We start from the raw sequence: 26,341 nt of genomic DNA on the forward strand, positions 1-26,341 counted from the left end.
GGCCCGGGAGGGACTCCCGGGCCCGGCCGCGCTCCCGGGTCAGAACCCGGGCGGCTCCGTGTAGACGCCCCACTCGTCCCGCAGCACCCCGCAGATCTCGCCGAGCGTCGCCTCGGCCCGGACCGCCGCCAGCATCGGCTCGATCATGTTCGAGCCGTCCCTGGCGGCCGCGAGCATCGCGTCCAGCGCGGTCCGTACCCGGGCGTCGTCCCTGGCCGCCTTGCGGCCGACCAGCTCCTGGACCTGGTCGCGCTCCACCTCGTGGCTGACCCGGAGGATCTCCAGGTCGCCGGTGACCGAGCCGTGCAGGCAGTTCACGCCGACGACGTGCTTGTCGCCCTTCTCGACCGAGCGCTGGTACTGGAAGGCGGACTCGGCGATCTCGCCGGTGAACCAGCCGTCCTCGATGCCGCGCAGGATGCCCGATGTGACCGGGCCGATCGGGTGCTGCCCGTCCGGGTGGGCCCGCAGGCCGCGCTCCTTGATCTGGTCGAAGATCTTCTCCGCGTCGGCCTCGATGCGGTCCGTGAGCTGCTCGATGTACCAGGAGCCGCCCAGCGGGTCCGCCACATTGGCGACGCCCGTCTCCTCCATCAGCACCTGCTGCGTCCGCAGGGCGATCTCGGCGGCCTGCTCGCTCGGCAGCGCGAGCGTCTCGTCCAGGGCGTTGGTGTGCAGCGAGTTGGTGCCGCCGAGTACGGCCGCGAGCGCCTCGACCGCGGTCCTGACGACGTTGTTGTACGGCTGCTGCGCGGTCAGCGAGACCCCGGCCGTCTGGGTGTGGAAGCGGAGCCACTGCGCCTTGTCGGTCCGAGCGCCGTAGACGTCCTTCATCCAGCGCGCCCAGATCCTGCGCGCCGCGCGGAACTTGGCGATCTCCTCGAAGAAGTCGACATGCGCGTCGAAGAAGAAGCTCAGGCCGGGCGCGAAGACGTCCACGTCCATCCCGCGCGAGAGGCCCAGCTCGACGTAGCCGAAGCCGTCCGCCAGGGTGTACGCCAGCTCCTGCGCGGCCGTCGCGCCCGCCTCACGGATGTGGTAGCCGGACACCGAGAGAGGTTTGTACGCGGGGATCGCGGCGGCGCAGTGCTCCATCAGGTCGCCGATCAGCCGCAGATGCGGCTCGGGCTGGAAGAGCCACTCCTTCTGCGCGATGTACTCCTTGAAGATGTCGGTCTGGAGGGTCCCGTTCAGCACCGCGGGGTCGATGCCCTGGCGCTCGGCGGCGACCAGGTACATACAGAAGACCGGGACGGCCGGGCCGCTGATCGTCATCGATGTGGTGACGTCGCCGAGCGGGATGTCCTGGAAGAGGATCTCCATGTCGGCGGCAGAGTCGATGGCGACCCCGCAGTGGCCGACCTCGCCGAGCGCCTTCGGCTCGTCCGAGTCGCGTCCCATCAGCGTCGGCATGTCGAACGCGACCGAGAGACCGCCGCCGCCGTTGGCGAGGATCGTCTTGTAGCGCTCGTTCGTCTGGCGGGCGTTGCCGAACCCGGCGAACTGCCGGATCGTCCAGGTACGGCCGCGGTAGCCGGTGGGGTGCAGGCCGCGGGTGTACGGATACTCACCGGGCCAGCCGATCCGTTCGAATCCCTCGTACGTGTCGCCCGGCCTGGGCCCGTACACCGGGTCCACCGGGTCGCCGGACAGGGTGGAGAAATCGGCGTCCCGCTTGCGTGCCTTGTCGTACCTGGCCTGCCAGCGGCGGCGGCCTTCTTCAATGGCGTGAGCGTCCATACCCTCGAATTTACTAGGACGTCCTAGTAAATGTCGATGGGAGACCGCCCGCACATCGTGCGGGCGGCGGTATGACGCCGTAACACGCCCTGCGGCGCCTTCGCGGTTACGCTTTCGCCGCGACCGGCGCCGGCTGGGTGATCCGGGGCTCCAGCTCGCGGGAGATCTTCCGCTCGACGAAGAAGGCCGCGGTCGGGACCGTGCCGGCGAGCAGCACCCAGATCTGCTTGGCCACCGGCCACTTCGCCTTGGAGCCGAGGTCGAAGGCGAAGATCAGGTAGACCACGTACAGCCAGCCGTGCGCGATGCCGACGATGCTGACGAAACCGGTCGCCCCGTTGATGTCCAGCAGGTACTTGGCGATGACGCCGAGGGTCAGCAGGACCAGCAGCACACCGGTGACGTAGGCCATCACGCGGTAGCGGGTCAGCACGCTTCGTTTCATGGAGTCGAGCGTATCCGGGCGCTTTGGGCGATCTTCGGCGGGGTTGCCACTTCGGCCGGGCCCGCAGGCCGGGGCCCCAGGCCGAACCCGCGGGCCGGACCCCCGGCGGGACCCCGCGCTACTCCTCGAAGTCGTCCACCGCCACCCGCAGCGGCCTGAGCATCGCGAAGATCTCGCCGCACTCCTCCGCGTCGTACGCGGACAGCCCGAACTCCATCGCCATCAGGTCCGCACTGGCCGCCTCGACGACCTCACGGCCCTTGTCGGTGATGGAGGCCAGCGTGCCGCGCCCGTCGTTCGGATTGGGGCGCTTGTCGACCAGACCCGACTTCACCAGCCGGTCGACGGTGTTCGTCACCGATGTGGGGTGCACCATCAGCCGCTCGCCGATCTTGGACATCGGCAGTTCGCCCGCCTTGGAGAACGTGAGCAGCACCAGCGCCTCGTAGCGCGCGAACGTCAGCCCGTACGGCTTGACGACCGCGTCGACCTCCGCGAGCAGGATCTGGTGGGCGCGCATGATCGAGGTGATGGCGGCCATCGAGGGCACGGGGCCCCAGCGCTGCTGCCAGAGTTCGTCGGCGCGCGCGATGGGATCGAAGGCAAGGCTGAGCGGCTTTGGCACGGCATCGACCCTACCGGCCGGTCATATGACGGTCAGCCCCGTCTCGCCCTTCGGTCCGCGGGCCGGAGGGCGGGACGGCGGGGCGGGGTGGCCGGGCGGGTGGCCAGGGCCAGAGCCGGGTCAGGGCGCCAGGTGCCGTTCGACCGTCTCGACCTTGGAGGTCAGGCCGTCGGTGACGCCCGGCCTGATGTCCGCCTTGAGTACGAGCGAGACCCGGGGCGCACGCGCCTCGACGGCCTGGACGGCGCGCTTGACGACGTCCATCACCTCGTCCCACTCCCCCTCGACGGAGGTGAACATGGCGTCCGTGCGGTTCGGCAGGCCCGATTCGCGTACGACACGGACCGCGTCGGCGACGTACTCACCGACGTCCTCACCGACACCCAGCGGGGAGACCGAGAAGGCGACGATCATGACGTCTCCACCACGCCCTCGCGGCGCGCGCGGGAGGCGATGACCGCGTTCTCCGCCTCGCGGCGCAGCTTGCGCTCCGCGAAGAAGCCGCCGGTGGGCAGCACCGAGAGCACGAAGTAGAGGATGCCGGTGCCCGCGGACCACTTGGTGCGGTTCCAGGCGTCCGCCCAGAAGATCACGTACAGCACGAAGAGGACCCCGTGCACCATGCCCATGACCGGCACCGCGTTGAAGTCCGTGGTCCGCTTGAGGACCGAGCAGATGAGCAGCAGCAGGAAGGAGACCGCCTCGGGGGCGGAGACCAGGCGGAGGCGGCGGATTGCGGATGCGGTCTTGATGTCCACGGAGGAAACCTTCGGCAGCGGGCGGCGGGAAACGGGACCGTGCGCCAACGATCACACGGAAGCGTGATCTTGTGAAAGTGCGCACAAACTCGGAACCATTGTGGCAGCCCCGCATATCAGGGCTCTTTCAGGGTGCGTCTACGCCTCAGGACCCCTGTGCGCGCCCCCTCCCGGCCCGTTACCTTCGGACCGTGGCTCAGTTCCGACTCCAAGGCAGCAAGATGCTCGCCGTCGACATGACAGGCGATGCCGTCAAAGCGAAGAACGGCTCGATGGTCGCCTACGACGGCCAGATGACCTTCAAAAAGATGTCCGGCGGCGGTGAGGGTCTCCGCGGGATGGTGACCCGGCGCCTCACCGGCGAGCAGATGAGTGTGATGGAGGTACGGGGCAAGGGCACCTGCTATTTCGCCGACCGCGCCACCGAGATCAACCTCGTCGCCCTGCACGGCGAGAAGCTCCATGTGGAGGCGAGCAACCTCCTCTGCACGGACGCGGGGCTGCGCACCGGCACGACCTTCACCGGGCTGCGGGGCGCGTCCCAGGGCAACGGCCTGTTCACCACGACCGTGGAGGGCACCGGGCAGGCCGCGGTGATGTCGGACGGCCCCGCGATCGTCCTGCGGGTCAGCCCGCAGTACCCGCTGCTCGTCGACCCGGGCGCGTACATCGCGCACACCGGCAGTCTCCAGCAGCACTTCCAGACCGGGGTCAGCTTCCGGACGTTCATGGGCGAGGGGTCGGGCGAGTCCTTCCAGATCCGGTTCGAGGGCGAGGGGCTCGTCTATGTGCAGCCCAGCGAGCGCAGCACGGTCGGGGGTGAGATCTGATGCCGTTCACCGAGATCAACTCGAAGATGGTCGAGGCCACGGTGGTGCCCGGCCAGAAGCTCTACAGCCAGCGCGGGGCGATGCTGGCGTACCGGGGCGAGGTGACCTTCACCCCCAACATCCAGGGCGGTCAGGGCGGTGTGATGTCCATGATCGGGCGGCGGGTGGCCAATGAGGCGACGCCGCTGATGACGGTGGAGGGGCAGGGCACGGTGATGTTCGGGCACGGCGGCCACCACATCCAGGTGATCTCGCTGGCCGGCGACACCCTCTATGTGGAGGCGGACCGGCTGCTGGCCTTCGACGGTTCGCTCCAGCAGGGCACGATGTTCATGGGCTCGCAGGGCGGGGTCATGGGGATGGTGCGCGGCCAGGTCACCGGGCAGGGGCTGTTCACCACGACGCTCAAGGGCCACGGCGCGGTCGCGGTGATGGCGCACGGCGGGGTCGTGGAGCTGCCGATCACCCCGCAGGGTCCTGTGCATGTGGACCCGCAGGCGTACGTCGCCCACCACGGGGACGTACGGAACAAGCTGTCGGCGGCGCTGGGCTGGCGGGAGATGGTGGGGCGCGGCTCGGGCGAGGCGTTCCAGCTCGAACTGTCCGGCAGCGGCGCGGTCTATGTGCAGGCATCGGAGGAGAAGCTGTGACGGGACCGGTGGTCCACGACCCGATGACGCTGCCGGCCAACGACAACGTCAACAAGTACACCTTCTGTGTGGAACTCAGCGGCAGCCAGTGGTTCCTGCAGAAGGGCAAGATGATCGCCTACTACGGGCGGATCGACTACAACGGCTTCGGCAACGGCCGCTTCGACCATCTGCTGCGCAGCAGCTTCCACTCCCCGCTGCACGCGGCGGACTGGATGGTGGCGGAGGGCTCGGGCAAGATGCTGCTCGCGGACCGGGCCTTCGATGTGAACTCGTTCGACCTGGACGACGGCAACCTCACCATCCGCTCGGGGAATCTGCTGGCGTTCGAGCCGTCGCTGTCCCTGAAGCAGTCGATCGTGCCCGGCTTCCTGACCCTGATCGGTACGGGGAAGTTCGTGGCCGCGTCGAACGGTCCCGTCGTCTTCATGGAGCCGCCGATCCGGGTCGACCCGCAGGCGCTGGTCGGCTGGGCCGACTGCCCTTCGCCGTGCCACCACTACGACCACGCGTATATGACGGGGGTGCTGGGCGGGATCCGGTCGTTCACCGGTCTCGGGGGCGTATCGGGCGAGGAGCACCAGTTCGAGTTCGTGGGTGCGGGGACGGTGCTGCTGCAGTCGACCGAGGCGCTGCTGCCCGAGAAGCCGACCGGCTCCTTGCCGGATGAACCGGGCATTCCCGGGGGACAGGGGCCCCGTTCCGGCCAAAACGGCCCAGGATCGCGCTTTCCCGGCCAGGTCGGGGATCTTCAGCGCCGCTTCGGGCTGTAAGCGATAGCCTGCGGAGTGTAACGTCGAACATCTGAACCCCCGGCATGCGCACCGGACCGGATCGCCGTCGCGATCGGGATCGCGGTGCGACGGCGCGGTGCGCGCCGGAGGGTGACACTCCCCACAATTGTCCAACATTCAACTTCTTAGGTAGAATTCTCATTATGGAGACCGAGACGGCCACCCGCTGGCTGAACGACGCGGAGCAGTGCGCCTGGCGCACCTACCTGGACGTGAACAGGCTGCTGACGTACCAGATGGAGAGGGACCTCCAGCCGTTCGGCCTGACGATGAACGACTACGAGATCCTGGTCAATCTCTCCGAGGCCGACGACAGGCGGATGCGGATGAGCGACCTCGCCGCCGCCACGCTCCAGTCCAAGAGCCGTCTCTCGCACCAGATCACCCGGATGGAGAAGGCCGGGCTGGTCCGCAGGGAGAACTGCGAGTCCGACCGGCGCGGGCTGTTCGCCGTCCTCACCGACCTCGGCGGCGAGACCATGCAGAAGGTCGCACCGCACCATGTCGCCTCGGTCCGCAGGCACTTCATCGACATGCTGACGCCCGAGGCACTGGCCGGACTGCGGGCCTCACTGACACCGGTCGCCGATCAGCTCCGGGGGCTCCGCAAGGGCTAGGACCGGCCGGACAAGCCCTAGTTGTCCACGCCGTCCAGGTTGTCCATCTTGAGCTGGAAGGCTTCGAGGTGGAGTGTCTTGCCCGTGACCCCGACACTGATCCAATGGCCAGGGCCGCCCGGGTTGTCACACTGCTTTCCCTGCCACTGGTCCCTCTCGATGAAGGCGTTGCCGCAGATGACGCCGTCACTGAGGCTCATGGTGAACTGGTCGAGCTGCAGGGCCTTGCCGGGGGTTCCGACCGTCAGGTCCTTCTTCTCCGCGGCGGACGTCCATGAGGGCGGGAAACCGACCGTCTCCATGAACGCGTTGCCCGATGTGGCTCTGCTCCCGGACACGGCGATGTTGACGGCCTCGATGGAGCGTCCCTCGTTCTGCGTACCGGCTATGTCGCCGTCGCACACCGGGTGCTGCCAGCCGATGTCGGCCACGTAGGCCCGGTAACAGACGTGCCGGCCCGGGTCCTTGTCGTTCAGCTCGGTGACAGCGACCGACGCGGTGTCCGGCTTGGGCTTTGTCTTCGGCCCCGTCTTCGCCTTCGGCCCGGCCGGCGCTCCCCCACCGCCTCCGGCCTCGCCCTGCGTCCCGGTCGGTGACGGGGACGGTGTGTCGCTGGGCGTCGGGGGCACCGAGGTGGGCGGCGGGGGGAGAGTGGTGACGGCGGGCTGCGAGGCCCGCGCGGTGGCCTGGCTGGTGACAGCGGCCGCCTTGGTGAACCAGAGGACGAGGAAGACGACGGCGAGAGTGATCAGCAGCGTGAGAACGGTGGCGAGCCAGCGGGGCAGGAATCCACGCTGGATGTACGTGCCGTCGATGTCGAGGGGCGTGGTGCCGGAACGGCGTACGGCCAGGCGGTAGGGCCGCTGCTGTTTGTGGCCGAACCAGATGAGCTGACGGGGTCTGAGCGTCGCCTTGACGAAGGCGGCGCGCCCCGGCTCGATCTGGACGTTGGCGGGGTGGACGTCGTACGAGAGCTGGTCGCCGTTGTCGTTCCCCGCGATGGAGGCGGTGAGCGTGGTGTTGCCGACGTTGTCGATGGCGAGCTTGGGCCGTCCCCGGAAGCGCCCCTTGACGGTGTGCGGGACGAGTTCGGCCCGCATCTCGATGAACGGCGTGATGGTGAGGTTGCCCTCGGGGGCCGTGGTCGCCTCGGGGTGCTCCGTCGGAAGGATCTGCACGGCGTACGGGTTGGGCCCGGCGGTGGCGTCCGGGGTACGCGGCGGCGCGAAGGTGAGTTGGACGGTTCCGGTGGTGCCCGGGTAGAGCCGGAGGACCGGCGGCTCCACGGTGACGTAGGGCGCGATGTCGCCGACGGGGACGAAGCGGTACTCGTCGACCACGTCGCCGGTGTTGCGAAGACGTAGTCGTACCGTGGCTGTACTGCCCGCGTCTACGGTGGTTGACGCCGGCTCAAGGGAAGTCCATAGGCTCACCGTACGAAAATACCGGCAGAGCAGATGCCCGGTCAGCAGGCCGGGGGACACAGTCGGTGACCCGGCGGACGTGCCGGGCTGCCCTCACGGTACGGCGGCAACTGCCCTTCTCCCCTCCGGCGGGCCCCGGTTTGATCCCGGACGTACGGCGGGGACCCTTCACGGGTGTAGAGCAGCCCCTGGTCGCGGTTACCGGGCGACCCTGACCACGTACTTCCCCTGCACGCCGCCCGCTTCGAGGGCGCGGTGTGCCGCCGCCGTCTCCTCCAGCGGGAAGACGGTGTCCACCGCCGGGCTCAGCTTCCCCTCGGTCACGTGGCGGGCGAGGTCGTCGAAATCCTCCCGTGCGGGGTTGCCGCTGAAGAAGCGCACCCGGCCGCGTCCGTGCACCGTACTGGCCACCAGATAGCCGAGCGACGCGGCGGGCCGGGCCAGGTCGAAGGCGATGGTGACCATGCGCCCGCCGGGGTTCAGCAGCTGCCGGAAAGTCCGCAGGTCGCTCCCCACGGTGTCCACGACCACGTCGAAGCGGCCCAACTCCCCCGGCGGGACGGCCCGGTGGTCGACGGCCCGGTGAGCGCCGAGACCGCGGACGAAGTCGTGGTTGGCGGCGCGTGCGAGTGCCGTGACATCGGCGCCGTAGGCCCGCCCGAGCTGTACGGCGGCGTTGCCGACGCCGCCCGCCGCACCCCGTACGAGGAGGCGTTCGCCGGCGCGCAGCCCGGCTCTGTCCCGCAGGGCGGTGACGGCCGTGGTGGCCACCGGCAGCGCGGCCGCGTCCACCAGGTCAAGGCCGTCCGGGACCGGGCCGAGCCGCCCGGCGGGCACCGTCACGTACTCGGCGGCGCTGCCGAACCCGGAGGTGCGCCCCAGGACGCCCCACACCCGGTCACCGACCGCGACCCGGGCCGCTCCGGCGCCGAGCGCGGTGACTTCGCCGGTGAAGTCCAGCCCGACGCGCTGGGGGAACTTCCGGCCGGTCAGCAGGCGGACGCGGCCTGACCTGGCCGCCAGTTCACCGCCGTTGACACTGAAGGCGTGCACCCGCACGAGGACCTCGCCCGGTGCGGGCTCGGGGCGTGCCACCCGGCCCACGTAGAGCACGTCGGGGGCGCCGTAGCGGTCGAAGAGCACTGCCTTCATCATGCGATCGGTCATCGTTCTGCCTTTGCCGCCGGGGTCGTACGGGAGGTGTTGTACGGGAGGTGTCCGGCGTCGACCGTAGGCTCGTGACCGGACGAGACCGTCCACATGGCCCGGAAGTGAGAGACAGCGATGGCGGAATCCTCTCGGATCAGCGGCTCAGGCGGGGTACGGGCGGATGCCAGGCGCAACCGGGACCATGTTCTCGTCGCCGCCCGTGCGGTCTTCGCCGAGCGGGGGATCGAGGCGCCGATGGCGGCCGTGGCCCGCCGGGCCGGGGTCGGCGTGGCGACGCTTTACCGGCACTTCCCGACCCGGGACGCCCTGGTGCGGGGCGCGTTCGCCCAGCAGATGGAGACCTGCGGGCGTGCGCTCACCGACGCGCTGGCCGACCCCGACCCGTGGCGCGGCTTCCGGCGGCTGGTCGAGACGGTCTGCGGGCTTCAGCGGGAGGAGCGGGGGTTCCCGGCCGCGTTCGTGGCGGCCTTCCCCGACACCGCCGCGGACCACGCGCGGTCCCGGGAGCGCGCCGAGCGGGACCTGATGACCCTGGTACGCAGAGCCCAGGCGGCGGGTGCGCTGCGGGCCGACTTCCACCCGTCCGACCTCGCCGTGGTCCTGGTGGCCCACTGCGGTCTGGTGACGGCGCTGCCGGACGACGCAGCGGCCTCCCGGCGTCTGGTGGCCTTTCTGCTCCAGTCGTTCCGGGCCGATGCGGCCGACGGGCCCCTGCCACCGCCTGCTTCGTTGGCGCTGCGCGGTTTCCCGATGGCGGCCGGCCGGCCGTAGGGCACGCGGCTGGGGTCAGGCCGGACCGGGCCGGCCTGACCGCGCCCCGGTGCGGTCCCCCGTGCGGTCCCCGGTGCGGTCCCCCGTGTGCGGCGCGGGCAGGTCCAGGGCGAAGACGGAGCCGTCGCCGACGGTGAGGGTCCCGCCGTGCCGGTGCGCCACGTCGCGGGCGATGGCCAGGCCGAGACCGGCGCCGCCGTCGTCACGGGTCCTGGCGTCGTCGAGCCGTACGAACCGCTCGAAGATCCGCTCACGCTCCTCGGGCGGCACCCCGGGCCCGTCGTCGGCGACCTCGGTGACGAGCCGCCCGTCGCGCCGGCGCACGGACACCTCGACGCTCGCGCGGGCATGGCGCTGGGCGTTGTCCAGGAGGTTTCCGATGACCCGCGCCAACTGTCCGCGCGAGCCGTCCACCTCGAGTCCGCCGACGGCGTGGACGGTGACCGGCACCCGGCCCGTCTGCCGCCGCGACACCTCCTCGCGCACCAGCTCCCCCAGATCGATCCGTGCCGCACCCGGCCGCTCCCCCGCGTCCAGCCGGGCGAGCAGCAGCAGATCGGCGGCCAGCTCCTGGAGCCGTACGGTGTCCGCGACCGCCCCGTCGACGTCCAGCAGCTCCGGGTGCGCGGCGCCGACCTCCAGCTGGGTGCGCAGACTCGCGATGGGGCTGCGCAGTTCGTGCGAGGCGTCGGCAACGAAGCGGCGCTGCCGGTCGACGGACTTCTCCAGGGCGGTGAGGGTCTCATTGGTCGTACGGGCCAGCCAAGCGACCTCGTCGTGCGAACCGGGCTCAGGGACCCGCCGGGCCAGATCCTCGGACGCGGTGATCGCCGCCATCTCCCGCCTGATCCCCTCGACGGGGCGCAGGGCGCGGCGGGTGACCAGCCAGGTGACCCCCGCGACGACCACCAGCAGGGCGGGCAGCCCGATGAGCATCGCACCGCGGACGGTGCTGACGGCGCTCTGCTCGGTGGTGAGCGGGGCTCCCGCGTACACGATCAGGGTGTCGTCGCTGCCGTTGGTGACCTCGACGGAGGCGAACCGGTAGTCGGCGGTGTCGCCGTCCACGGTCGCCGTGCCCGCGCTGAAGTGGGCGTGGTCGTGCGAGACCTTGCCGCGCGGCGGGTCGTCGCTGCTGCCGTGATCGTCGTCGTCGTGGTCGTCGCTGTCGTCGTGCTCGGCCGGCACCGGATGCACCGCGGTGGTCGCCGTCCCCGTGACCGCGTCCAGGTCGTCACTTGCGGCGCGCAGCCGGCCGTCCTCGGTGACCACCTGCACCGGGTTCTCGTCGGAGTCGGGCAGATGCAATTTGTGGTACGGGACGTCGAGGGCGACCTGCGACGCGACGTTCTGGGCGGCGATCTCGGCGCGCAGATCGGTCTGTCCCGTGAGGTTCGACCGCAGGACGAGCAGGAGGGAGACCCCGGCGGCGATCAGTGCGACGGCGACGACCGCCGTCGCGCCCAGCGCCGCCCTGGCGCGTACGGAGCCGAAGATGCGCCTCACCCGGTGACCAGCCGGTAACCGGCGCCGCGCACGGTCTGGATGAGGTCGGCGCCCAGCTTGCGGCGGAGCGCGCTGACGTACACCTCGACGATGTTCGGGTCGCCCTCGTAGGCGAAGTCCCAGACGTGTTCCAGGATCTCCGGCTTGCCGACCACCTCCCCGCGGCGCACGACGAGTTGTTCGAGGACCGCGAACTCTTTGGCTGTGAGGGTGACTTCGTTGCCCGAGCGGTGTACGCGGCGGGTGGCGGTGTCGACCGTGAGGCTGCCCGCGGTGAGCACGGGCGACGGCCGTCCCGCCGCGTGCCGGCGCAGCAGCGCCCTGATCCTGGCGACGAGGACTACGTAGGAGAACGGTTTGGTGAGGTAGTCGTCGGCCCCGGTGTCGAGCCCCTCGGCCTCGTCGTACTCGCCGTCCTTTGCGGTCAGCATCAGGATCGGTACGTCGTGGCCCGCCGCCCTGAGGGCCGCGCAGACCCGGTAGCCGTTCATGCCGGGCAGCATGATGTCGAGCACGACCAGGTCGTACGGCCCCTCACTGGCCAGGTGCAGCCCTTCGAGCCCGTCGTGCGAGACATCCACGGCGAAACCCTCGGCGGTGAGTCCGCGGGCGAGTGACACCGCGAGCCGCTTCTCGTCCTCCACGATCAACAGGCGCATGGGGACAGCTTCCCAAATCGAAGCTGAAGGGATCTTCAGGGGGCTTCAGGCTGCGTTCAGCCTGCCCGCGGCAGATTGGGAGCTGTCCGGTGACGCACTCTCATTACGGAGGAACCTCATGAAGCGCAATTACGTGATCGCGTGCATCGCCGCCGCGGCGGTCCTCGCGGCGGGCGGCACGGCCACCGGGGTCGCCCTCGCGGACGGCGGCGGCACCGGCACCGGCACCGGCTCGTCGGGGGCGGCCACCGCCACAACGGCTTCCGCCCGGACGGGGACGCCCGCGGGGAACACGGGTGGCTCCGGCGGCGGCGTGGCCACGGTCGACCGGGTGGTCCACGCGGCCCAGGCGTCCGAACCGGGCACGGTCACCTCGGCCGAGCTGGACCACGGCCGCTGGGAGGTGGACCTCTACGGCAAGGACAAGGTCTGGCACGAGATCCATCTGGACCGCGGCACCGGCAAGGTCATCGCGTCCCGCACGGACGGCGGCGACCAGGACGACCGCAAGGGCGCCCCGGTCACCGCGGTCCGCGCCGCGGCAGCGGCCCGCGGAGCCGTCGCGGGCACGGTCACGTCGGTCGAACTGGACAACGGCCGCTGGGAGGCCGAGGTGACAGCGCACAACGGCGCCCGGCACGAGGTCTACATCGACCTGACCACCGGCAAGGTCACATCCGAGCACCTGAACCGGCACCAGCACGACGGCGACGACGACGGGGACGACGACTGACCCGGGGCCGGTCCGGCGGTACGGAGCCCGCCGAGAACAGGGCTGAGCCCGCGGAGAGCAGCGCGGGAGCCGCCGAGAGCAGGACGGGAGCCGCCACCAGCGCGAAACACCAGCCGAGCGGAGCCCGCCCGACGAGAACCCCGACAGCAGCCGTACCGGCCGTCGACCCGGCGTTCACCGCGGTGTTGACCCAGGCCCCGGCCCGGGTGCGGGCGCCGGGGGCCGCGCTCTCGTCGGCGATCAGATAGGCGGTCGTCAGCGCGGGCGCGACGAACAGACCCGCGAGGGCCGCGGCGACACCCAGCGCCGGGAGATCCGGGGCGAGCCCGGCGCCGGCCAGCGCGATCCCGAGGCCCGCGGCGAGCAGCCCGAGACGCAGCCGGCCGGGGGCGCGCCCGCCGACCGCCCCGTTGACCAGTCCGCCGACCACACTGCCCGCCGAGACCGCGGCCAGTACCCAGGGAACGGCGGACGGTCGGCCGTGCCGTCCCGCGTCGGCGACGACCAGCAGATCGAGGCCGCCGAGCGCCAGCCCCACCCCGGCGGCCACCACCACGGGCTGCCAGGACCACCGGGACCGTACGTCCGCGGGCCGGGCGGCGCCTGACGGCGAGTCCGCCGGTTCGGCGCCGGTGGGCGGCAGTCCGGCGGACGGCAGTCCGGCAGGCGGCAGTTCGGCGGACGGCAGTCCGGCGGGCGAAGGCCCGGCGGGCGGCCGTTCCGTGGCCGGGACGCCGGCGCTCTCGCGGGGCGCGTCCGCGACCGGTGACGTCACCAGGGCCAGCGTCCCGGCCGGCACCAGGAGGGCGCTGACGGCGACCCCGGCCGACGGGGAGGCGCAGGCCACCAGGGCGCCGACGAGCAACGGCCCTGCGACGTAGAGCAGTTCCTCCGCCACCCCGTCCAGGCTGAACGCGCACTGCAGCAGCTCACGTCCGGGGACGAGCCGCCGCCACAGGGTCCGCATCGTCGGCCCGAGCGGAGGCGTCCCCGCACCGGCGGCCGCGGCCAGTGCGGCGGTCAGCGGACCAGGCGTACCGGGGTACCGCGTGACGACGGCGAGCGCGAGAAGCAGCACCGCGTAACAGCCGGCCATCGGCGTGAGCGCGCGGCGGGGGCCGTAGCGGTCGACGAGGGCGGCCCGGGCGGGCGAGAGGCAGACGCTGGTCGCCCCGAAGAGCGCCATGGCGGTACCCGCGACGGCGAAGGAGCCCGAGGCGTCCTTGACGGCGAGTACGAGGGAGAGGGAGACCATCCCGTAGGAGAGACGGCCGATCAGGGCGGCACCGAAGGTGCGGCGGGCGTACGGGAGCCGCAGGACAGCGGCGTAGGACGGCATGGGGGTTCCTCGGAAGCGGCACGGACAGGACACCGGGTGGTCGGCCGGGTCCTACGCACGGGGGAGGAACATGCGGTCACGGTAGCAGGGGCACCGGCGCACGGAGAGCCGTCCGGCCACGCACGCAGCCCGCCCCGGACGGCACCCGTCCCGGATGCCACCGCCTCGGCCGCCACAGCCCCGCGCGCCGGCCGCCACCCCCTCACACGCTCAGCCCGAGGAAGCCCAGCACCCCTCTCAGCTCGAAGGAGTCCACGGCTCCCCTCAGCCCGAGGGGGCCCAGCGCCCTCAGCCCGAGGAGTCCGCCGGCCCCGCCGTCCCCGGCGTCCCCGCCGTCCCCTCCGTCACCGCCGCCACCAGTGCGTCCGCCGCCGCGTACGGGTCCAGGGCGCCCGTGACGATCCGTTCGGCCAGGGCGTCGAGGCGGTGGTGGCCGCGCAGGTCGCCGATGCGTTCGCGCAGGGCCGTCACCGCGATCGTCTCCACCTCGTGTGCCGCGCGGGCCCTGCGGCGCTCGGCGAGGACGCCGTGCTCCTCCATCCAGGCCCGGTGCTTCTCCAGCGCCTCGACGACCTCGTCGACGCCCTCGCCGCGTGCCGCGACGGTCTTCACGATCGGCGGGCGCCAGTCGCCGGCGCCGCGCGCCTCGCCCAGGCCCAGCATGTGGTTGAGCTCGCGGGCGGTCGCGTCGGCGCCGTCCCGGTCCGCCTTGTTGACGACGTACACATCGCCGATCTCCAGGATGCCGGCCTTGGCGGCCTGGATCCCGTCGCCCATCCCGGGCGCGAGCAGCACCACCGACGTGTCGGCCTGCGAGGCGATCTCCACCTCGGACTGGCCGACGCCGACCGTCTCCACCAGCACCACGTCGCACCCGGCGGCGTCCAGCACCCGGATCGCCTGCGGGGCGGCCCAGGCGAGGCCGCCCAGATGGCCGCGGGTCGCCATCGAGCGGATGTAGACGCCCGGGTCCGACGCGTGCTCGGACATCCGGACCCGATCGCCGAGCAGCGCGCCCCCGGAGAAGGGCGACGACGGGTCGACCGCGAGCACGCCGACCCGTTTGCCCGCCCGCCGGTACGCGGAGACGAGCGCCGACGTGGAAGTCGACTTGCCGACACCCGGCGAACCGGTCAGCCCGACGACGTACGCGCCGCCCGTCAGCGGAGCCAGCCGCGCCATCACCTCGCGCAGCTGCGGGGACGCCCCCTCCACCAGCGAGATCAGCCGGGCGACGGCCCTGGGCCTGCCCTCACGGGCCTGTTCGACCAGGGTGGGGACGTCCATGTCCACGTTCACAGCTCCGCTCAGTCCGATTCCGTATCCGGGTGCCCGCCGCCCCGGACCGCTCCTACTTGGGTACGCGCACGATCAGGGCGTCGCCCTGCCCGCCCCCGCCGCACAGGGCGGCGGCGCCGACCCCGCCGCCGCGCCGCTTCAGCTCCAGCGCGAGGTGCAGGACCACCCGGGCGCCCGACATCCCGATGGGGTGGCCGAGGGCGATGGCGCCGCCGTTCACGTTCACCTTTTCCGGCGAGACGCCGAGGTCCTTCATTGACTGGACGGCGACGGCCGCGAACGCCTCGTTGATCTCGATGAGGTCGAGGTCGTCGACGCCGATGCCCTCCTTGCCCAGAGCGTGCTCGATGGCGTTGGACGGCTGGGACTGGAGGGAGTTGTCGGGCCCGGCCACATTGCCGTGCGCGCCGATCTCGGCGATCCAGTCGAGGCCCAGCTCCTGCGCCTTGGCCTTGCTCATCACCACGACCGCGGCCGCGCCGTCGGAGATCTGCGACGAGGTGCCCGCGGTGATCGTGCCGTCCTTGGCGAAGGCCGGGCGCAGCTTGCCCAGGGACTCCGCCGTGGTCTCGGCCCTGATGCCCTCGTCCTGCGAGAAGAGGACCGGGTCGCCCTTGCGCTGCGGGATCTCGACGGGCGTGATCTCGGCCTCGAACAGGCCGTTCTTCTGTGCCGCGGCGGCCCGCTGGTGGGAGGAGGCAGCGAAGGCGTCCTGCGGGGCGCGGTCGATACCGAGACGGGTGTTGTGCTTCTCGGTGGACTCACCCATCGGGATGGACTCGAAGGAGTCGGTGAGGCCGTCGTACGCCATCGAGTCGAGCATCTCGACCGCGCCGTACTTGTAGCCCTCACGGGACTTCGGCAGCAGATGGGGCGCGTTGGTCATGGACTCCTGGCCGCCGGCCACCACCACGTCGAACTCACCGGCGCGGATCAGCTGGTCGGCGAGTGCGATGGCGTCGAGCCCGGAGAGGCAGACCTTGTTGACGGTCAGCGCCGGGACGTTCATGGGGATGCCCGCCTTGACGGCGGCCTGGCGTGCCGGGATCTGCCCTGCCCCGGCCTGGAGCACCTGGCCCATGATCACGTACTGCACCTGGTCTCCGCCGATACCGGCGCGCTCCATCGCGGCCCTGATCGCGAAGGCGCCGAGGTCTGCGCCGGAGAAGGACTTGAGCGAGCCGAGGAGCCGGCCCATCGGGGTCCTGGCTCCGGCGACGATCACGGAGGTACTGCTGTTCGTTCCAGACATGAGGCGCGGCCCCTTGGAAGAGAGTGAACGAGGGTTTACTCGAATGTACTGAGCGGTCTCCCGCTCGTCATCGCCCTGCCCATGTGATCGCGCGCACGTTGCGTAACCATGTGTCGGCGCGCTGCACTGGGGGAATGCTGACGCGAATCGACCACATCGGGATCGCCTGCTTCGACCTCGACGCAACTGTCGAGTTCTACCGGGCGACATACGGCTTCGAGGTGTTCCACACGGAGGTCAACGAGGAGCAGGGCGTCCGGGAGGCCATGCTCAAGATCAATGAGACATCCGACGGGGGCGCCTCCTATCTCCAGCTGCTCGAACCGGTCCGCGAGGACTCCGCGGTGGGCAAGTGGCTGGCCAAGAACGGCGAGGGCGTGCACCACATCGCCTTCGGCACCGCGGACGTGGACGGCGACTCCCAGGATATTCGGGACAAGGGGGTCCGGGTGCTGTACGACGAGCCGCGCACCGGGTCCATGGGCTCCCGCATCACCTTCCTGCACCCCAAGGACTGCCACGGGGTGCTGACGGAACTGGTCACGGCCGCCGCACCGCACACCGGACCCGGAGAAGCTGCCCCACTGGCGCGTAAGGAGCACTGACCTCCGGATACCCGGGCCGGTAGAGTGGGCGGCTCCGGTCCGGGGCCGGATCGGGGCCTGTGACCCATGCCTCGTCGTTGATCTGACACCATTCCCCCGGGGGCCCGTCATCGCCGAGACGGCGGCGCTCGTACGGGAAGAGTGTGTTGCGACCAGGGGACGGATGGGACCGCGCAGTGCGGGGCTACGAACGCCAGGAGAGCCACCGGGCTGAAGACGACCATCTTTCGCGGTTCGAGGCCGAGATGGACCGGCTGAAGACCGATCGGGAGAAGGCCGTACAGCACGCCGAGGACCTCGGTTACCAGGTCGAGGTCTTGCGCGCCAAGCTCCACGAGGCGCGCCGCAATCTGGCGTCCCGTCCTGCCTACGACCAGGCGGACATCGGCTACCAGGCCGAGCAGTTGCTGCGCAACGCACAGGTGCAGGCCGACCAGTTGCGCACCGACGCCGAGCGCGAGCTGCGCGAGGCGCGCGCCCAGACGCAGCGCATCCTCCAGGAGCACGCCGAGCACCAGGCCAGGCTCCAGGCCGAGCTGCACAGCGAGGCGGTCACCCGGCGCCAGCGCCTCGACCAGGAGCTGGCCGAGCGCCGGCAGACCGTCGAGTCGCATGTCAACGAGAACGTGGCCTGGGCCGAGCAGCTGCGCGCCCGGACCGAGGCGCAGGCCCGCAGGCTCATGGACGAGTCGCGGACCGAGGCCGAGCAGTCCCTGTCCGCGGCCCGCGCCGAGGCCGAGCGGCTGGTCGCCGAGGCCCGCCAGCGCCTCAGCTCCGAGGCCGATTCGGCCCGCGGCGAGGCGGACAGCATCCTGCGCAGGGCCCGCGCCGAGGCGGAGCGGCTGCTGACGGCCGCCTCCACCCAGGCGCAGGAGGCCACCACCCACGCCGAGCAGCTGCGTACGTCCACGACGGCCGAGTCCGACCAGGCCCGCCAGGAGGCCGCCGAGCTCAGCCGGGGCGCCGAGCAGCGGGTGCAGGAGGCCGAGCGGGCGCTGCGCGAGGCGCGGGCGGAGGCCGAGAAGGTGCTCACCGAGGCGAAGGACACCGCGGCCAAGCAGCTCACCACGGCCGAGTCGGTCAACGAGCAGCGCACCCGCACGGCGAAGGCCGAGATCGCCCGGCTCGTCGGCGAGGCGACGAAGGACGCCGAAGCCCTCAAGGCGGAGGCCAAGCAGGCTCTCGACGACGCCCGCGGCACCGCGGAGCGGATGGTCGCCGAGGCGAGCGACAAGGCCCGTACGGCGGCGGCCGAGGACACCGCCGCCCAGCTGGCCAAGGCCGCCAGGACCGCCGAGGAAATCCTGACGAAGGCGTCCGACGACGCCAAGTCGACCACCAGGGCAGCGGCCGACGAGGCCGAGCGGATCCGGCACGAGGCCGAGGCGGAGGCCGCGCGGCTCAGCGACGAGGCCGCCGAGTCCGCCGAGCAGCTCAAGGGCGCCGCCAAGGACGACACCAAGGAGTACCGGGCCAAGACGGTCGAGCTGCAGGAGGAGGCACGCAGGCTCCGCGGCGAGGCCGAGCAGCTGCGGGCCGAAGCGGTCGCCGAGGGCGAGCGGATCCGCGGTGAGGCGCGCCGGGAGGCCGTACAGCAGATCGAGGAGGCGGCGCGGACCGCCGAGGAGCTGCTGGCCAAGGCCAAGGCCGACGCGGACGAGGTGCGTTCGGGCGCCACCGCCGAGTCCGAGCGGGTGCGCGCCGAGGCCGTCGAGCGCGCCACGACGCTGCGCACCCAGGCCGAGGAGACGCTGGAGCGCACCCGCGCCGAGGCGGAGCGGCTGGCCACCGAGGCCGAGGAGCACGCCGAAGAGACCCGCACCCAGGCCGAGGAGGCCGCCGGTGCGCTGCGCGAGGACAACGAACGCGGCATAGAGGCCCGCAGGGCCGAGGCGGCCGATGAGCTGGCCCGGCTGCACACCGAGGCCGAGGAGCGGCTGAGCGGCGCCGAGACGGCGCTTGCGGACGCCCGCACCGAGGCGCAGCGGCTCCGCAAGGAGACCGCGGACGAGACCGAGCGGCTGCGCGCCGACGCGGCCGAGCGGGTCCGCGCGCTGCGTGCGCAGGCCGAGCAGGAGGCCGAGCGGCTGCGCGACGAGGCCGCGGCCGACGCCTCGCAGGCACGTGCCGAGGGCGAGAACATCGCCGTACGGCTGCGCGGTGAGGCCACCGCCGAGGCCGAGCGGCTCAAGTCCGAGGCGCAGGACAGCGCGGACCGGATGCGCGCCGAGGCGGCCGCCGCCGCCGAACGCGTGGGCACGGAGGCGCAGGAGGCGCTCGCCGCCGCCCAGGAGGAGGCCAACAGGCGCCGCAGGGAGGCCGATGAGACCCTGTCGTCGGCCCGCGCCGAGGCCGAGCAGGAGCGGGTCCAGGCCCGCGGCCAGAGCGAGGAGCTGCTGGCGTCCGCGCGCAAGCGGGTGGAGGAGGCGCAGGCCGAGGCCGCCCGGCTGGTCGATGAGGCGGACCGCAGGGCCGGCGAGCTGGTGTCGGCGGCCGAACAGACCGCCCAGCAGGTACGGGACTCCGTGGCCGGGCTCCAGGACCAGGCCGAGCAGGAGATCACCGGGCTTCGTTCGGCAGCGGAGCACGCGGCCGAGCGGACCAGGACCGAGGCGCAGGAGGAGGCGGACCGGGTCCGCTCCGACGCGCACGCCGAGCGGGAGCGCGCGTCCGAGGACGCGAGCCGCATCCGGAGCATCGCCCAGGAGGAGGCGGAGGCCGCCAAGTCGCTGGCCGAGCGCACCGTTTCGGAGGCGATCGCCGAGTCGGACAAGCTGCGCGCGGACACCGCGGAGCACGCCCAGCGGATGCGGACCGAGGCGTCCGACGCGGTGGCGTCGGCCGAGCAGGACGCGGCCCGCGCCAGGGCGGACGCCCGCGAGGACGCCAACCGCATCAGGTCGGACGCCGCGGGCCAGGCGGACGCGCTGATCTCGGAGGCTTCCGGCGAGTCGGAGCGGATGCGGGCCGAGGCGGCCGAGACGGTCGGCTCCGCCCAGCAGGCCGCCGAGCGGATCAGGGCGGAGGCCGAGCGGGTCAGGACCGAGGCCGCCGCCGCCGCCGAACAACTGCGCGCCGAGGCCCAGTCGGAGTCCGACCGGCTGCTGGACGAGGCCCGCGAGGTCGCGTCCAAGCGCCGCGCCGACGCGGCGGAACAGGCCGACCAGCTGATGTCGAAGGCCCAGGAGGAGGCGCTGCGCACCGCCACCGAGGCCGAGACACAGGCCGACACGATGGTCGGGGCGGCCCGCCAGGAGGCCGACCGGATCACCGCCGATGCGACCGTCGAGGGCAACAGCCTGGTGGAGCGGTCCCGTACGGACGCCGATGAACTGCTCGTCGGCGCACGCCGGGACGCGACCGCCATAAGGGAGCGGTCCGAGGAGCTGCGGGACCGGGTGACGGCCGAGATCGAGGAGTTGCACGAGCGGGCCCGCCGGGAGACCGCCGAGCAGCTGAAGTCGGCGGGGGAACGCGTCGACAAGCTGCTGAAGGCGGCCGCCGACCAGCAGGCCGAGGCCGGGGAGAAGGCCAAGGAGCTGGTGGCCGACGCCGAGTCGGAGGCGGCCAGTGTGCGGATCGCCGCCGTCAAGCGGGCCGAGGCCCTCCTGAAGGAGGCCGAGCAGAAGAAGGCCGGCCTGATACAGGAGGCCGAGCAGCTCAAGGCGGACGCCGTGGCCGAGTCGGACCACCTCATCGAGGAAGCCACCCACGAGCACGATGTACTGATGCGCCGTCGGGCGGACATCCAGGCCGAGATCTCCCGTGTCCAGGACGTGCTGGAGGCGTTGGAATCCTTCGAGGCGCCGACCGGTGGCGGCAAGGCGGCAGACGGCGTCAAGGCCGGTGCGGCAGCGGGAGGAACTCGTTCGAGTGGCAAGCCATCTGATGGCTAGCCACTCAAAAGGCTGGACATTCTCCAGATCAAACGGGCATCCGCTCGATGACACGCCGCTTCGGCCCCTAGGATTCCCTCTATCACCTCACCGGTCTCATTCGACAGGAACCCCATGAGCGACACTTCCTCCCCATTCGGCTTCGAGCTCGTGCGGCGTGGTTACGACCGCGGTCAGGTGGATGACCGCATTACCAAGCTCGTCGCCGACCGTGACAGCGCTCTGGCACGGATCACCTCTCTGGAAAAGCGCATCGAGGAACTCCACCTCGAGACGCAGAACGCGCAGGCCCAGGTCAACGACGCGGAGCCGTCGTACGCGGGTCTCGGCGCGCGCGTCGAGAAGATCCTCCGGCTCGCCGAGGAGGAGGCGAAGGACCTCCGTGAGGAGGCCCGCCGCGCGTCCGAGCAGCACCGTGAGCTCGCCGAGTCGGCCGCCCAGCAGGTCCGCAACGACGCCGAGTCCTTCGCCGCCGAGCGCAAGGCCAAGGCCGAGGACGAGGGCGTCCGGATCGTCGAGAAGGCCAAGGGCGAGGCGTCCACGCTGCGTTCCGAGGCCCAGAAGGACGCGCAGTCCAAGCGTGAGGAGGCCGACGCGCTCTTCGAGGAGACCCGCGCCAAGGCCGCCCAGGCCGCCGCGGACTTCGAGACGAACCTGGCCAAGCGCCGCGAGCAGTCGGAGCGCGACCTGGCCTCGCGTCAGGCCAAGGCCGAGAAGCGTCTGGCCGAGATCGAGCACCGCGCCGAGCAGCTCCGTCTGGAGGCGGAGAAGCTGCGTACGGACGCCGAGCGCCGCGCCCGTCAGACGGTGGAGACGGCTCAGCGCCAGGCCGAGGACATCGTGGCCGACGCGAACGCCAAGGCCGACCGGATCCGCAGCGAATCGGAGCGCGAGCTGGCGGCGCTCACCAACCGCCGCGACTCGATCAACGCGCAGCTGACCAACGTCCGCGAGATGCTGGCCACGCTGACCGGTGCCGCGGTCGCCGCCGCCGGTACCCCGGCCGACGAGGAGCCGGCCTCCCGCGGAGTCCCGGCGCAGCAGACCCGCTGAGCTACGGGCCAGAAGTACGGGCCTGAGCCACGGGCCCGCTGACCTGACGGTCTGCTGATACGTCGCCTCTCCCCCGGGGCCGCGTCTCCGTACGTCCGCGGTCCCGCGTACCGCACAGCAAGCCCCCCGTCATTCCGGTGGCGGGGGGCTTGCTGTGCGCCTAGCCTGGCCACCGAGCTGCCCTCAGGATTCCGCGGCCCGGCCGGGGGCAGGGGGAAGGCCAGGCGAATACCCGAAACGACGAGGCGGAACGCAGTGATCGAGCTCTCGGGGCTGACCAAACGGTATGGCGAGAAGACGGCCGTCGACCAGTTGACCTTCAGTGTGCGGCCGGGCATCGTCACCGGCTTCCTGGGGCCCAACGGCGCCGGCAAGTCCACCACGATGCGGATGGTCCTCGGCCTGGACAACCCCACGGGGGGCGACGTCAGGATCGACGGCAAGCACTACGCGGACCTGAAGAACCCGCTGCGGCACATCGGCGCGCTGCTCGACGCCAAGACCATGCACGGCGGACGCACGGCCTACAACCATCTGCTCTGCCTCGCCCAGAGCAACGGCATCCCGGCGTCCCGGGTCGGCCAGGTCCTGGAGACCGTCGGCCTCTCCGCGGTGGCCAAGAAGCGCGCCAAGGGCTTCTCACTCGGCATGGGGCAGCGGCTCGGTATCGCGGGGGCGCTGCTCGGCGACCCGGAGATCCTGATGTTCGACGAGCCGGTCAACGGTCTGGACCCGGAGGGCATCCACTGGATCCGCAACCTGATGAAGTCGCTCGCCGGGCAGGGCCGCACCATCTTCGTCTCCTCGCACCTGATGAGCGAGATGGCCCTCACCGCCGACCATCTGGTGGTCATCGGGCAGGGGCGGCTGATGGCCGACACCAGCATGGCCCAGTTCATCGCGGAGAACTCGCGGTCGTACGTGCGGCTGCGCTCCCCGCAGCAGGAGCAGCTCTTCGACGTCCTGCACGAGGCCGGGTACAAGCCGGTCTCGGCGGGCGACGGCACGCTCGAAGTGGACGGCACGGCCGCGGCCGACATCGGCGAACTCGCCGCCCGGCACCAGCTCGTCCTGCATGAGCTGAGTCCTCAGCAGGCTTCACTCGAAGAGGCGTTCATGCAGCTCACCGCGGAGTCGGTGGAGTACCACGCACACGACGGCAGTAACGGCCCGCCACCGGGATCACCCCAGCAGGGCGGGCAGCCCGGGTGGGGTCAGAACCCGCAGCAGCCGCCCCGCTGGGGCCAGAACCCGCAGAGGGGGGCCTGACCATGGCGGCCGCCCAGGTGATGAAGTCGGAGTGGACCAAGATCCGCTCGGTGCAGTCCACCGTCTGGACACTGGCGAGCGCGCTGGTGGTGACGGTGGCGTTCGGGGCGCTGTTCAGCGCCCTCTCGAACTCGCAGTTCAGCAATATGAGCCGCTCGGACCGGCTCACCTTCGACCCGACGTCGGTGAGTTTCGCGGGGATCGTGCTCGGTCAGCTCGCGCTGATCGTCTTCGGGGTACTGGTGGTGTCCAACGAGTACAGCACCGGCATGATCCGGATGTCGCTGGCGGCCGTGCCGCAGCGCGCCACTTTCTACTTCAGCAAGATCGTGGTGGCCACGGTCCTGGCGTTCGTCATCGGTGTGGTGACGAGCTTCGCGACGTACTTCCTCGGCCAGGCGCTGCTCGGCAGCCACCGTTCCCACATCGGTGACCCCGGTGTGCTGCGGGCGGTCATCGGCGCCGCGCTGTACATGACACTGATCACGATGTTCTCGATGGGGATCGCCTCGCTGCTGCGCAGTCCGATGCTGTCGCTGGGCATCCTGATGCCGTTCTTCTTCCTGATCTCCAACATCCTGGGGAGCGTCTCCGCCACCAAGAAGGTCGGCCAGTACCTTCCCGACCAGGCCGGGAGCAAGATCACCCAGGTGGTGTCGAACAGCAATGACGCCCCGTACGGGCCCTGGGGCGGGCTGGGCATCATGGCCCTGTGGGTGGTGGCGGCGGTGCTCGCGGGTTACGTCCTGCTGAAGAAGCGCGACGCCTGACGGCCGTTCACGGCAGCGGTGGCCGGTTACCGCCGGTCGGCGCGACTTGGCTGGAACCGTCAAGGGCTGGATATCCTCCTCACTCATACGGGGGTGTTCGGCCGCGCGCGGCCAGGCCCCGACGACACGAAAACCGTCGATGGGGCTGGAGAATGATCGAGGCAGTCGGCCTGACGAAGCGCTACGGCGCCAAGACAGCCGTGTACAACCTTTCCTTCCAGGTACGGCCCGGCATGGTGACCGGCTTCCTGGGGCCCAACGGCTCCGGGAAGTCGACCACCATGCGCATGATCCTCGGCCTCGACCAGCCGACCTCCGGCCATGTCACGGTCGGCGGCCACCCCTTCCGCAAGCTGCCCAACGCTCCCCGCCAGGTCGGCGCGCTGCTCGACGCCAAGGCGGTGCACGGCGGCCGCAGCGCGCGCAGCCATCTCCTGTCGCTGGCGCAGCTCTCCGGTATCCCGGCCTCCCGGGTCGACGAGGTGCTGGGTGTCGTCGGCCTCCAGGACGTGGCCCGCAGGCGCTCCAAGGGCTTCTCGCTCGGGATGGGGCAGCGCCTGGGCATCGCCGCCGCGCTGCTGGGCGACCCGCAGGTGCTGCTCTTCGACGAGCCGGTCAACGGCCTCGACCCGGAGGGCATCCTCTGGGTCCGCAATCTGATGAAGTCCCTTGCCGCGGAAGGCCGTACCGTCTTCGTCTCGTCGCATCTGATGAGCGAGATGGCCCTCACCGCCGACCATCTGATCGTGATCGGCCGCGGCCAGCTGCTCTCGGACATGAGCGTCAAGGACTTCATCTCGCACAACTCGGCGGACTTCGCGCGGGTCCGCACCCCCGACGTGCCGCAGCGCGAGAAGCTGACGGCCGCGCTCACCGAGGCCGGCGGGCAGGTCATGCCGGAGCTGGACGGCGCGCTGCGGGTGACGGGGCTGCCGCTGGCGCGGATCAGTGACCTCGCGCACGACGCGGACGTACGGCTGTGGGAGCTCTCCCCGCACCAGGCTTCGCTGGAGGAGGCGTACATGCGGATGACGCAGGGCGCCGTCGACTACCGCTCCACGGCCGACCAGCTGTCCGGCTTCGAGCAGCCCGGTCACCCGCTGCCCGCGCCGCCCGAGGTGCCGCAGCAGGACTGGTACGCCCCGCCGCCGCCCGGACAGAATCCGTACGCCGCTCCCCCGGCCGCCGTTCCCGCGCCGCCCGCCACCGGCCCCACCGCGCCGCAGGCCGCCGCCCCCGCGCCCGCTCACGCCCCCGAGGACCCCCGATGACGACCCCCGCACCCGCGCCGTTCCAGCCGCCGCAGCAGCAGCCGCCCCGGCCCCCGCAGACGCCGTCCTACGTCTCCCCGATCCCGGTGACCGACGCGCACATCGGGCATGCCATCGCTTCCGAGTGGACGAAGATCAAGTCGGTCCGCTCCACGGTGTGGACGCTCGGCGTGCTGATCGTGCTCGTCTTCGGCATCGGCCTGCTGTCGACGGTCGCGATCAGGTCGTCCGGCTCCACCATGAACGGCACCCCGGTGCTGAGCATGGGCTTCTTCGGTGTGCTGCTCGGCTCCATGTGCGTCGTCACGCTCGGCGTGCTGACGGTGGCCTCCGAGTACGGCACCGGCATGATCCGCACCACCCTGACCGCCTGCCCCAGCCGGGCCCGGGTGCTCACCGCGAAGGCGATCGTCTTCTTCCTGCTGGCGTTCGTGATCCTGCTGGTGACGACCTCGCTGGTCGCGATGTTCCAGTACGCCATGCTCAAGGGAACCGGCGCCGGGGCGCCGGACGGCGGGCAGTGGATCCGCGCGACGTTCGGCGTCAGCCTCTACGTCGCTCTGCTGGGGCTGCTGTCGCTGGCCGTCGGCTCGCTGATCCGGCACTCGGCCGGCGCGATCACGGTCATGCTCGGGGTGGTACTGCTGCCGCTGGTGCTGGCGCTCTTCATGTTCGCGCGGTCGCTGTCCGGTCTGCGCGACAAGCTCTTCGAGTACTCGATCCCCAACCAGCTCAGCGCCTTCTACAGCACCTCGGTCTCCAGCACGGGCCCGTCCGGCTGGCAGCCCCTGTGGATCCTGCTCGGGGTGACAGCGGTGGTGTACGCGGGCGCGCTCGCCGTACTCGGCAACCGCGACGTCTGAGA

Annotated in this window: 25 protein-coding genes; 13 read left to right on the top strand and 12 right to left on the bottom strand. The window is 71.3% G+C overall.

Annotated elements, in window-relative coordinates:
• Window positions 1-39: 39 nt before the first annotated feature.
• The 5 genes from OG510_RS10870 to OG510_RS10890 form a co-directional block, all read right to left on the bottom strand.
• Window positions 40-1,740, bottom strand: a complete 1,701-nt coding sequence (locus OG510_RS10870) for a methylmalonyl-CoA mutase (RefSeq protein WP_406136591.1) — start codon at window positions 1,738-1,740, stop codon at window positions 40-42.
• A gap of 106 nt (window positions 1,741-1,846) precedes the next feature.
• A complete protein-coding gene (locus OG510_RS10875; protein ID WP_406136592.1) occupies window positions 1,847-2,185 on the bottom strand; it encodes a DUF3817 domain-containing protein in 339 nt (112 codons plus the stop codon).
• A 118-nt stretch (window positions 2,186-2,303) separates the two neighbouring features.
• Window positions 2,304-2,810, bottom strand: a complete 507-nt coding sequence (locus tag OG510_RS10880; protein WP_406136593.1) for a MarR family winged helix-turn-helix transcriptional regulator — start codon at window positions 2,808-2,810, stop codon at window positions 2,304-2,306.
• A 120-nt stretch (window positions 2,811-2,930) separates the two neighbouring features.
• A complete protein-coding gene (locus tag OG510_RS10885) occupies window positions 2,931-3,224 on the bottom strand; it encodes an MTH1187 family thiamine-binding protein (protein ID WP_406136594.1) in 294 nt (97 codons plus the stop codon).
• Window positions 3,221-3,568, bottom strand: a complete 348-nt coding sequence (locus tag OG510_RS10890) for a DUF3817 domain-containing protein (protein ID WP_406136595.1) — start codon at window positions 3,566-3,568, stop codon at window positions 3,221-3,223. The genes OG510_RS10885 and OG510_RS10890 overlap by 4 nt, the downstream gene beginning before the upstream one ends.
• Before the next feature lie 191 nt (window positions 3,569-3,759).
• Here OG510_RS10890 and OG510_RS10895 point away from each other — a divergent pair, with 191 nt between their 5' ends.
• The 4 genes from OG510_RS10895 to OG510_RS10910 all read left to right on the top strand — a co-directional run bounded on the left by OG510_RS10895 (window position 3,760) and on the right by OG510_RS10910 (window position 6,459).
• Window positions 3,760-4,398, top strand: a complete 639-nt coding sequence (locus OG510_RS10895) for an AIM24 family protein (RefSeq protein ID WP_164266647.1) — start codon at window positions 3,760-3,762, stop codon at window positions 4,396-4,398.
• Window positions 4,398-5,048 carry an AIM24 family protein gene (locus OG510_RS10900; protein ID WP_406136596.1) on the top strand — a complete coding sequence of 217 codons (651 nt, stop codon included), beginning with the start codon at window positions 4,398-4,400 and terminating at the stop codon, window positions 5,046-5,048. Before OG510_RS10895 ends, OG510_RS10900 begins: the two co-directional genes overlap by 1 nt.
• On the top strand, window positions 5,045-5,821 hold the full coding sequence (locus OG510_RS10905; RefSeq protein ID WP_406136597.1) for an AIM24 family protein: 777 nt from the start codon (window positions 5,045-5,047) through the stop codon (window positions 5,819-5,821). Before OG510_RS10900 ends, OG510_RS10905 begins: the two co-directional genes overlap by 4 nt.
• A 164-nt stretch (window positions 5,822-5,985) precedes the next feature.
• A complete protein-coding gene (locus OG510_RS10910) occupies window positions 5,986-6,459 on the top strand; it encodes a MarR family winged helix-turn-helix transcriptional regulator (protein WP_406136598.1) in 474 nt (157 codons plus the stop codon).
• Between the two features lie 17 nt (window positions 6,460-6,476).
• Here the strand turns inward: OG510_RS10910 and OG510_RS10915 are convergent, their stop codons facing one another.
• Window positions 6,477-7,892, bottom strand: a complete 1,416-nt coding sequence (locus OG510_RS10915; RefSeq protein ID WP_406136599.1) for a hydrolase — start codon at window positions 7,890-7,892, stop codon at window positions 6,477-6,479.
• Window positions 7,893-8,081: 189 nt separating this feature from the next.
• Window positions 8,082-9,050, bottom strand: coding sequence for an NAD(P)-dependent alcohol dehydrogenase (locus tag OG510_RS10920; protein WP_406136600.1), 969 nt, complete (start codon window positions 9,048-9,050; stop codon window positions 8,082-8,084).
• 117 nt (window positions 9,051-9,167) lie between these two features.
• Here OG510_RS10920 and OG510_RS10925 point away from each other — a divergent pair, with 117 nt between their 5' ends.
• Window positions 9,168-9,824, top strand: a complete 657-nt coding sequence (locus OG510_RS10925; protein ID WP_406136601.1) for a TetR/AcrR family transcriptional regulator — start codon at window positions 9,168-9,170, stop codon at window positions 9,822-9,824.
• A 15-nt stretch (window positions 9,825-9,839) separates the two neighbouring features.
• Here OG510_RS10925 and OG510_RS10930 read toward each other — a convergent pair whose 3' ends face one another.
• A complete protein-coding gene (locus OG510_RS10930; RefSeq protein ID WP_406136602.1) occupies window positions 9,840-11,330 on the bottom strand; it encodes a sensor histidine kinase in 1,491 nt (496 codons plus the stop codon).
• A complete protein-coding gene (locus tag OG510_RS10935; protein ID WP_406136603.1) occupies window positions 11,327-11,989 on the bottom strand; it encodes a response regulator transcription factor in 663 nt (220 codons plus the stop codon). Before OG510_RS10935 ends, OG510_RS10930 begins: the two co-directional genes overlap by 4 nt.
• Window positions 11,990-12,107: 118 nt before the next feature.
• Between OG510_RS10935 and OG510_RS10940 the strand changes: the two genes are divergently transcribed.
• On the top strand, window positions 12,108-12,722 hold the full coding sequence (locus OG510_RS10940) for a PepSY domain-containing protein (protein WP_406136604.1): 615 nt from the start codon (window positions 12,108-12,110) through the stop codon (window positions 12,720-12,722).
• On the opposite strand, the gene OG510_RS10945 is transcribed toward OG510_RS10940, so the two are convergent.
• The 3 genes from OG510_RS10945 to OG510_RS10955 all read right to left on the bottom strand — a co-directional run bounded on the left by OG510_RS10945 (window position 12,661) and on the right by OG510_RS10955 (window position 16,612).
• Complete coding sequence (locus OG510_RS10945; RefSeq protein ID WP_406136605.1) at window positions 12,661-14,061, bottom strand: MFS transporter; 1,401 nt, start codon at window positions 14,059-14,061, stop codon at window positions 12,661-12,663. The two genes, OG510_RS10940 and OG510_RS10945, sit on opposite strands and share 62 nt — an antisense overlap.
• Before the next feature lie 288 nt (window positions 14,062-14,349).
• A complete protein-coding gene (gene meaB, locus OG510_RS10950) occupies window positions 14,350-15,348 on the bottom strand; it encodes a methylmalonyl Co-A mutase-associated GTPase MeaB (protein WP_406142363.1) in 999 nt (332 codons plus the stop codon).
• Window positions 15,349-15,412: 64 nt separating this feature from the next.
• Window positions 15,413-16,612, bottom strand: coding sequence for an acetyl-CoA C-acetyltransferase (locus OG510_RS10955; protein ID WP_406136606.1), 1,200 nt, complete (start codon window positions 16,610-16,612; stop codon window positions 15,413-15,415).
• 134 nt (window positions 16,613-16,746) lie between these two features.
• On the opposite strand from OG510_RS10955, the gene mce reads away from it, so the two are divergent.
• The 7 genes from mce to OG510_RS10990 all read left to right on the top strand — a co-directional run bounded on the left by mce (window position 16,747) and on the right by OG510_RS10990 (window position 26,339).
• A complete protein-coding gene (gene mce, locus OG510_RS10960) occupies window positions 16,747-17,217 on the top strand; it encodes a methylmalonyl-CoA epimerase (RefSeq protein WP_406136607.1) in 471 nt (156 codons plus the stop codon).
• 176 nt (window positions 17,218-17,393) lie between these two features.
• Window positions 17,394-21,113, top strand: a complete 3,720-nt coding sequence (scy, locus tag OG510_RS10965) for a polarized growth protein Scy (RefSeq protein WP_406136608.1) — start codon at window positions 17,394-17,396, stop codon at window positions 21,111-21,113.
• A gap of 114 nt (window positions 21,114-21,227) precedes the next feature.
• Window positions 21,228-22,166 (top strand): cellulose-binding protein, encoded by a 939-nt coding sequence (locus tag OG510_RS10970; protein WP_164267514.1) that lies wholly within the window; start codon window positions 21,228-21,230, stop codon window positions 22,164-22,166.
• 255 nt (window positions 22,167-22,421) lie between these two features.
• On the top strand, window positions 22,422-23,435 hold the full coding sequence (locus tag OG510_RS10975) for an ABC transporter ATP-binding protein (RefSeq protein ID WP_406136609.1): 1,014 nt from the start codon (window positions 22,422-22,424) through the stop codon (window positions 23,433-23,435).
• Between the two features lie 2 nt (window positions 23,436-23,437).
• Complete coding sequence (locus tag OG510_RS10980; RefSeq protein WP_406136610.1) at window positions 23,438-24,205, top strand: ABC transporter permease subunit; 768 nt, start codon at window positions 23,438-23,440, stop codon at window positions 24,203-24,205.
• Between the two features lie 152 nt (window positions 24,206-24,357).
• Complete coding sequence (locus tag OG510_RS10985) at window positions 24,358-25,476, top strand: ABC transporter ATP-binding protein (protein WP_406136611.1); 1,119 nt, start codon at window positions 24,358-24,360, stop codon at window positions 25,474-25,476.
• Window positions 25,473-26,339: an ABC transporter permease subunit gene (locus OG510_RS10990; protein ID WP_406136612.1), complete on the top strand. Its 867-nt coding sequence runs from the start codon at window positions 25,473-25,475 to the stop codon at window positions 26,337-26,339. Before OG510_RS10985 ends, OG510_RS10990 begins: the two co-directional genes overlap by 4 nt.
• Window positions 26,340-26,341 lie beyond the last annotated feature (2 nt).

Origin of the sequence: Streptomyces sp. NBC_01089 (assembly GCF_045162975.1) — a bacterium.
Lineage (GTDB): Bacteria > Actinomycetota > Actinomycetes > Streptomycetales > Streptomycetaceae > Streptomyces.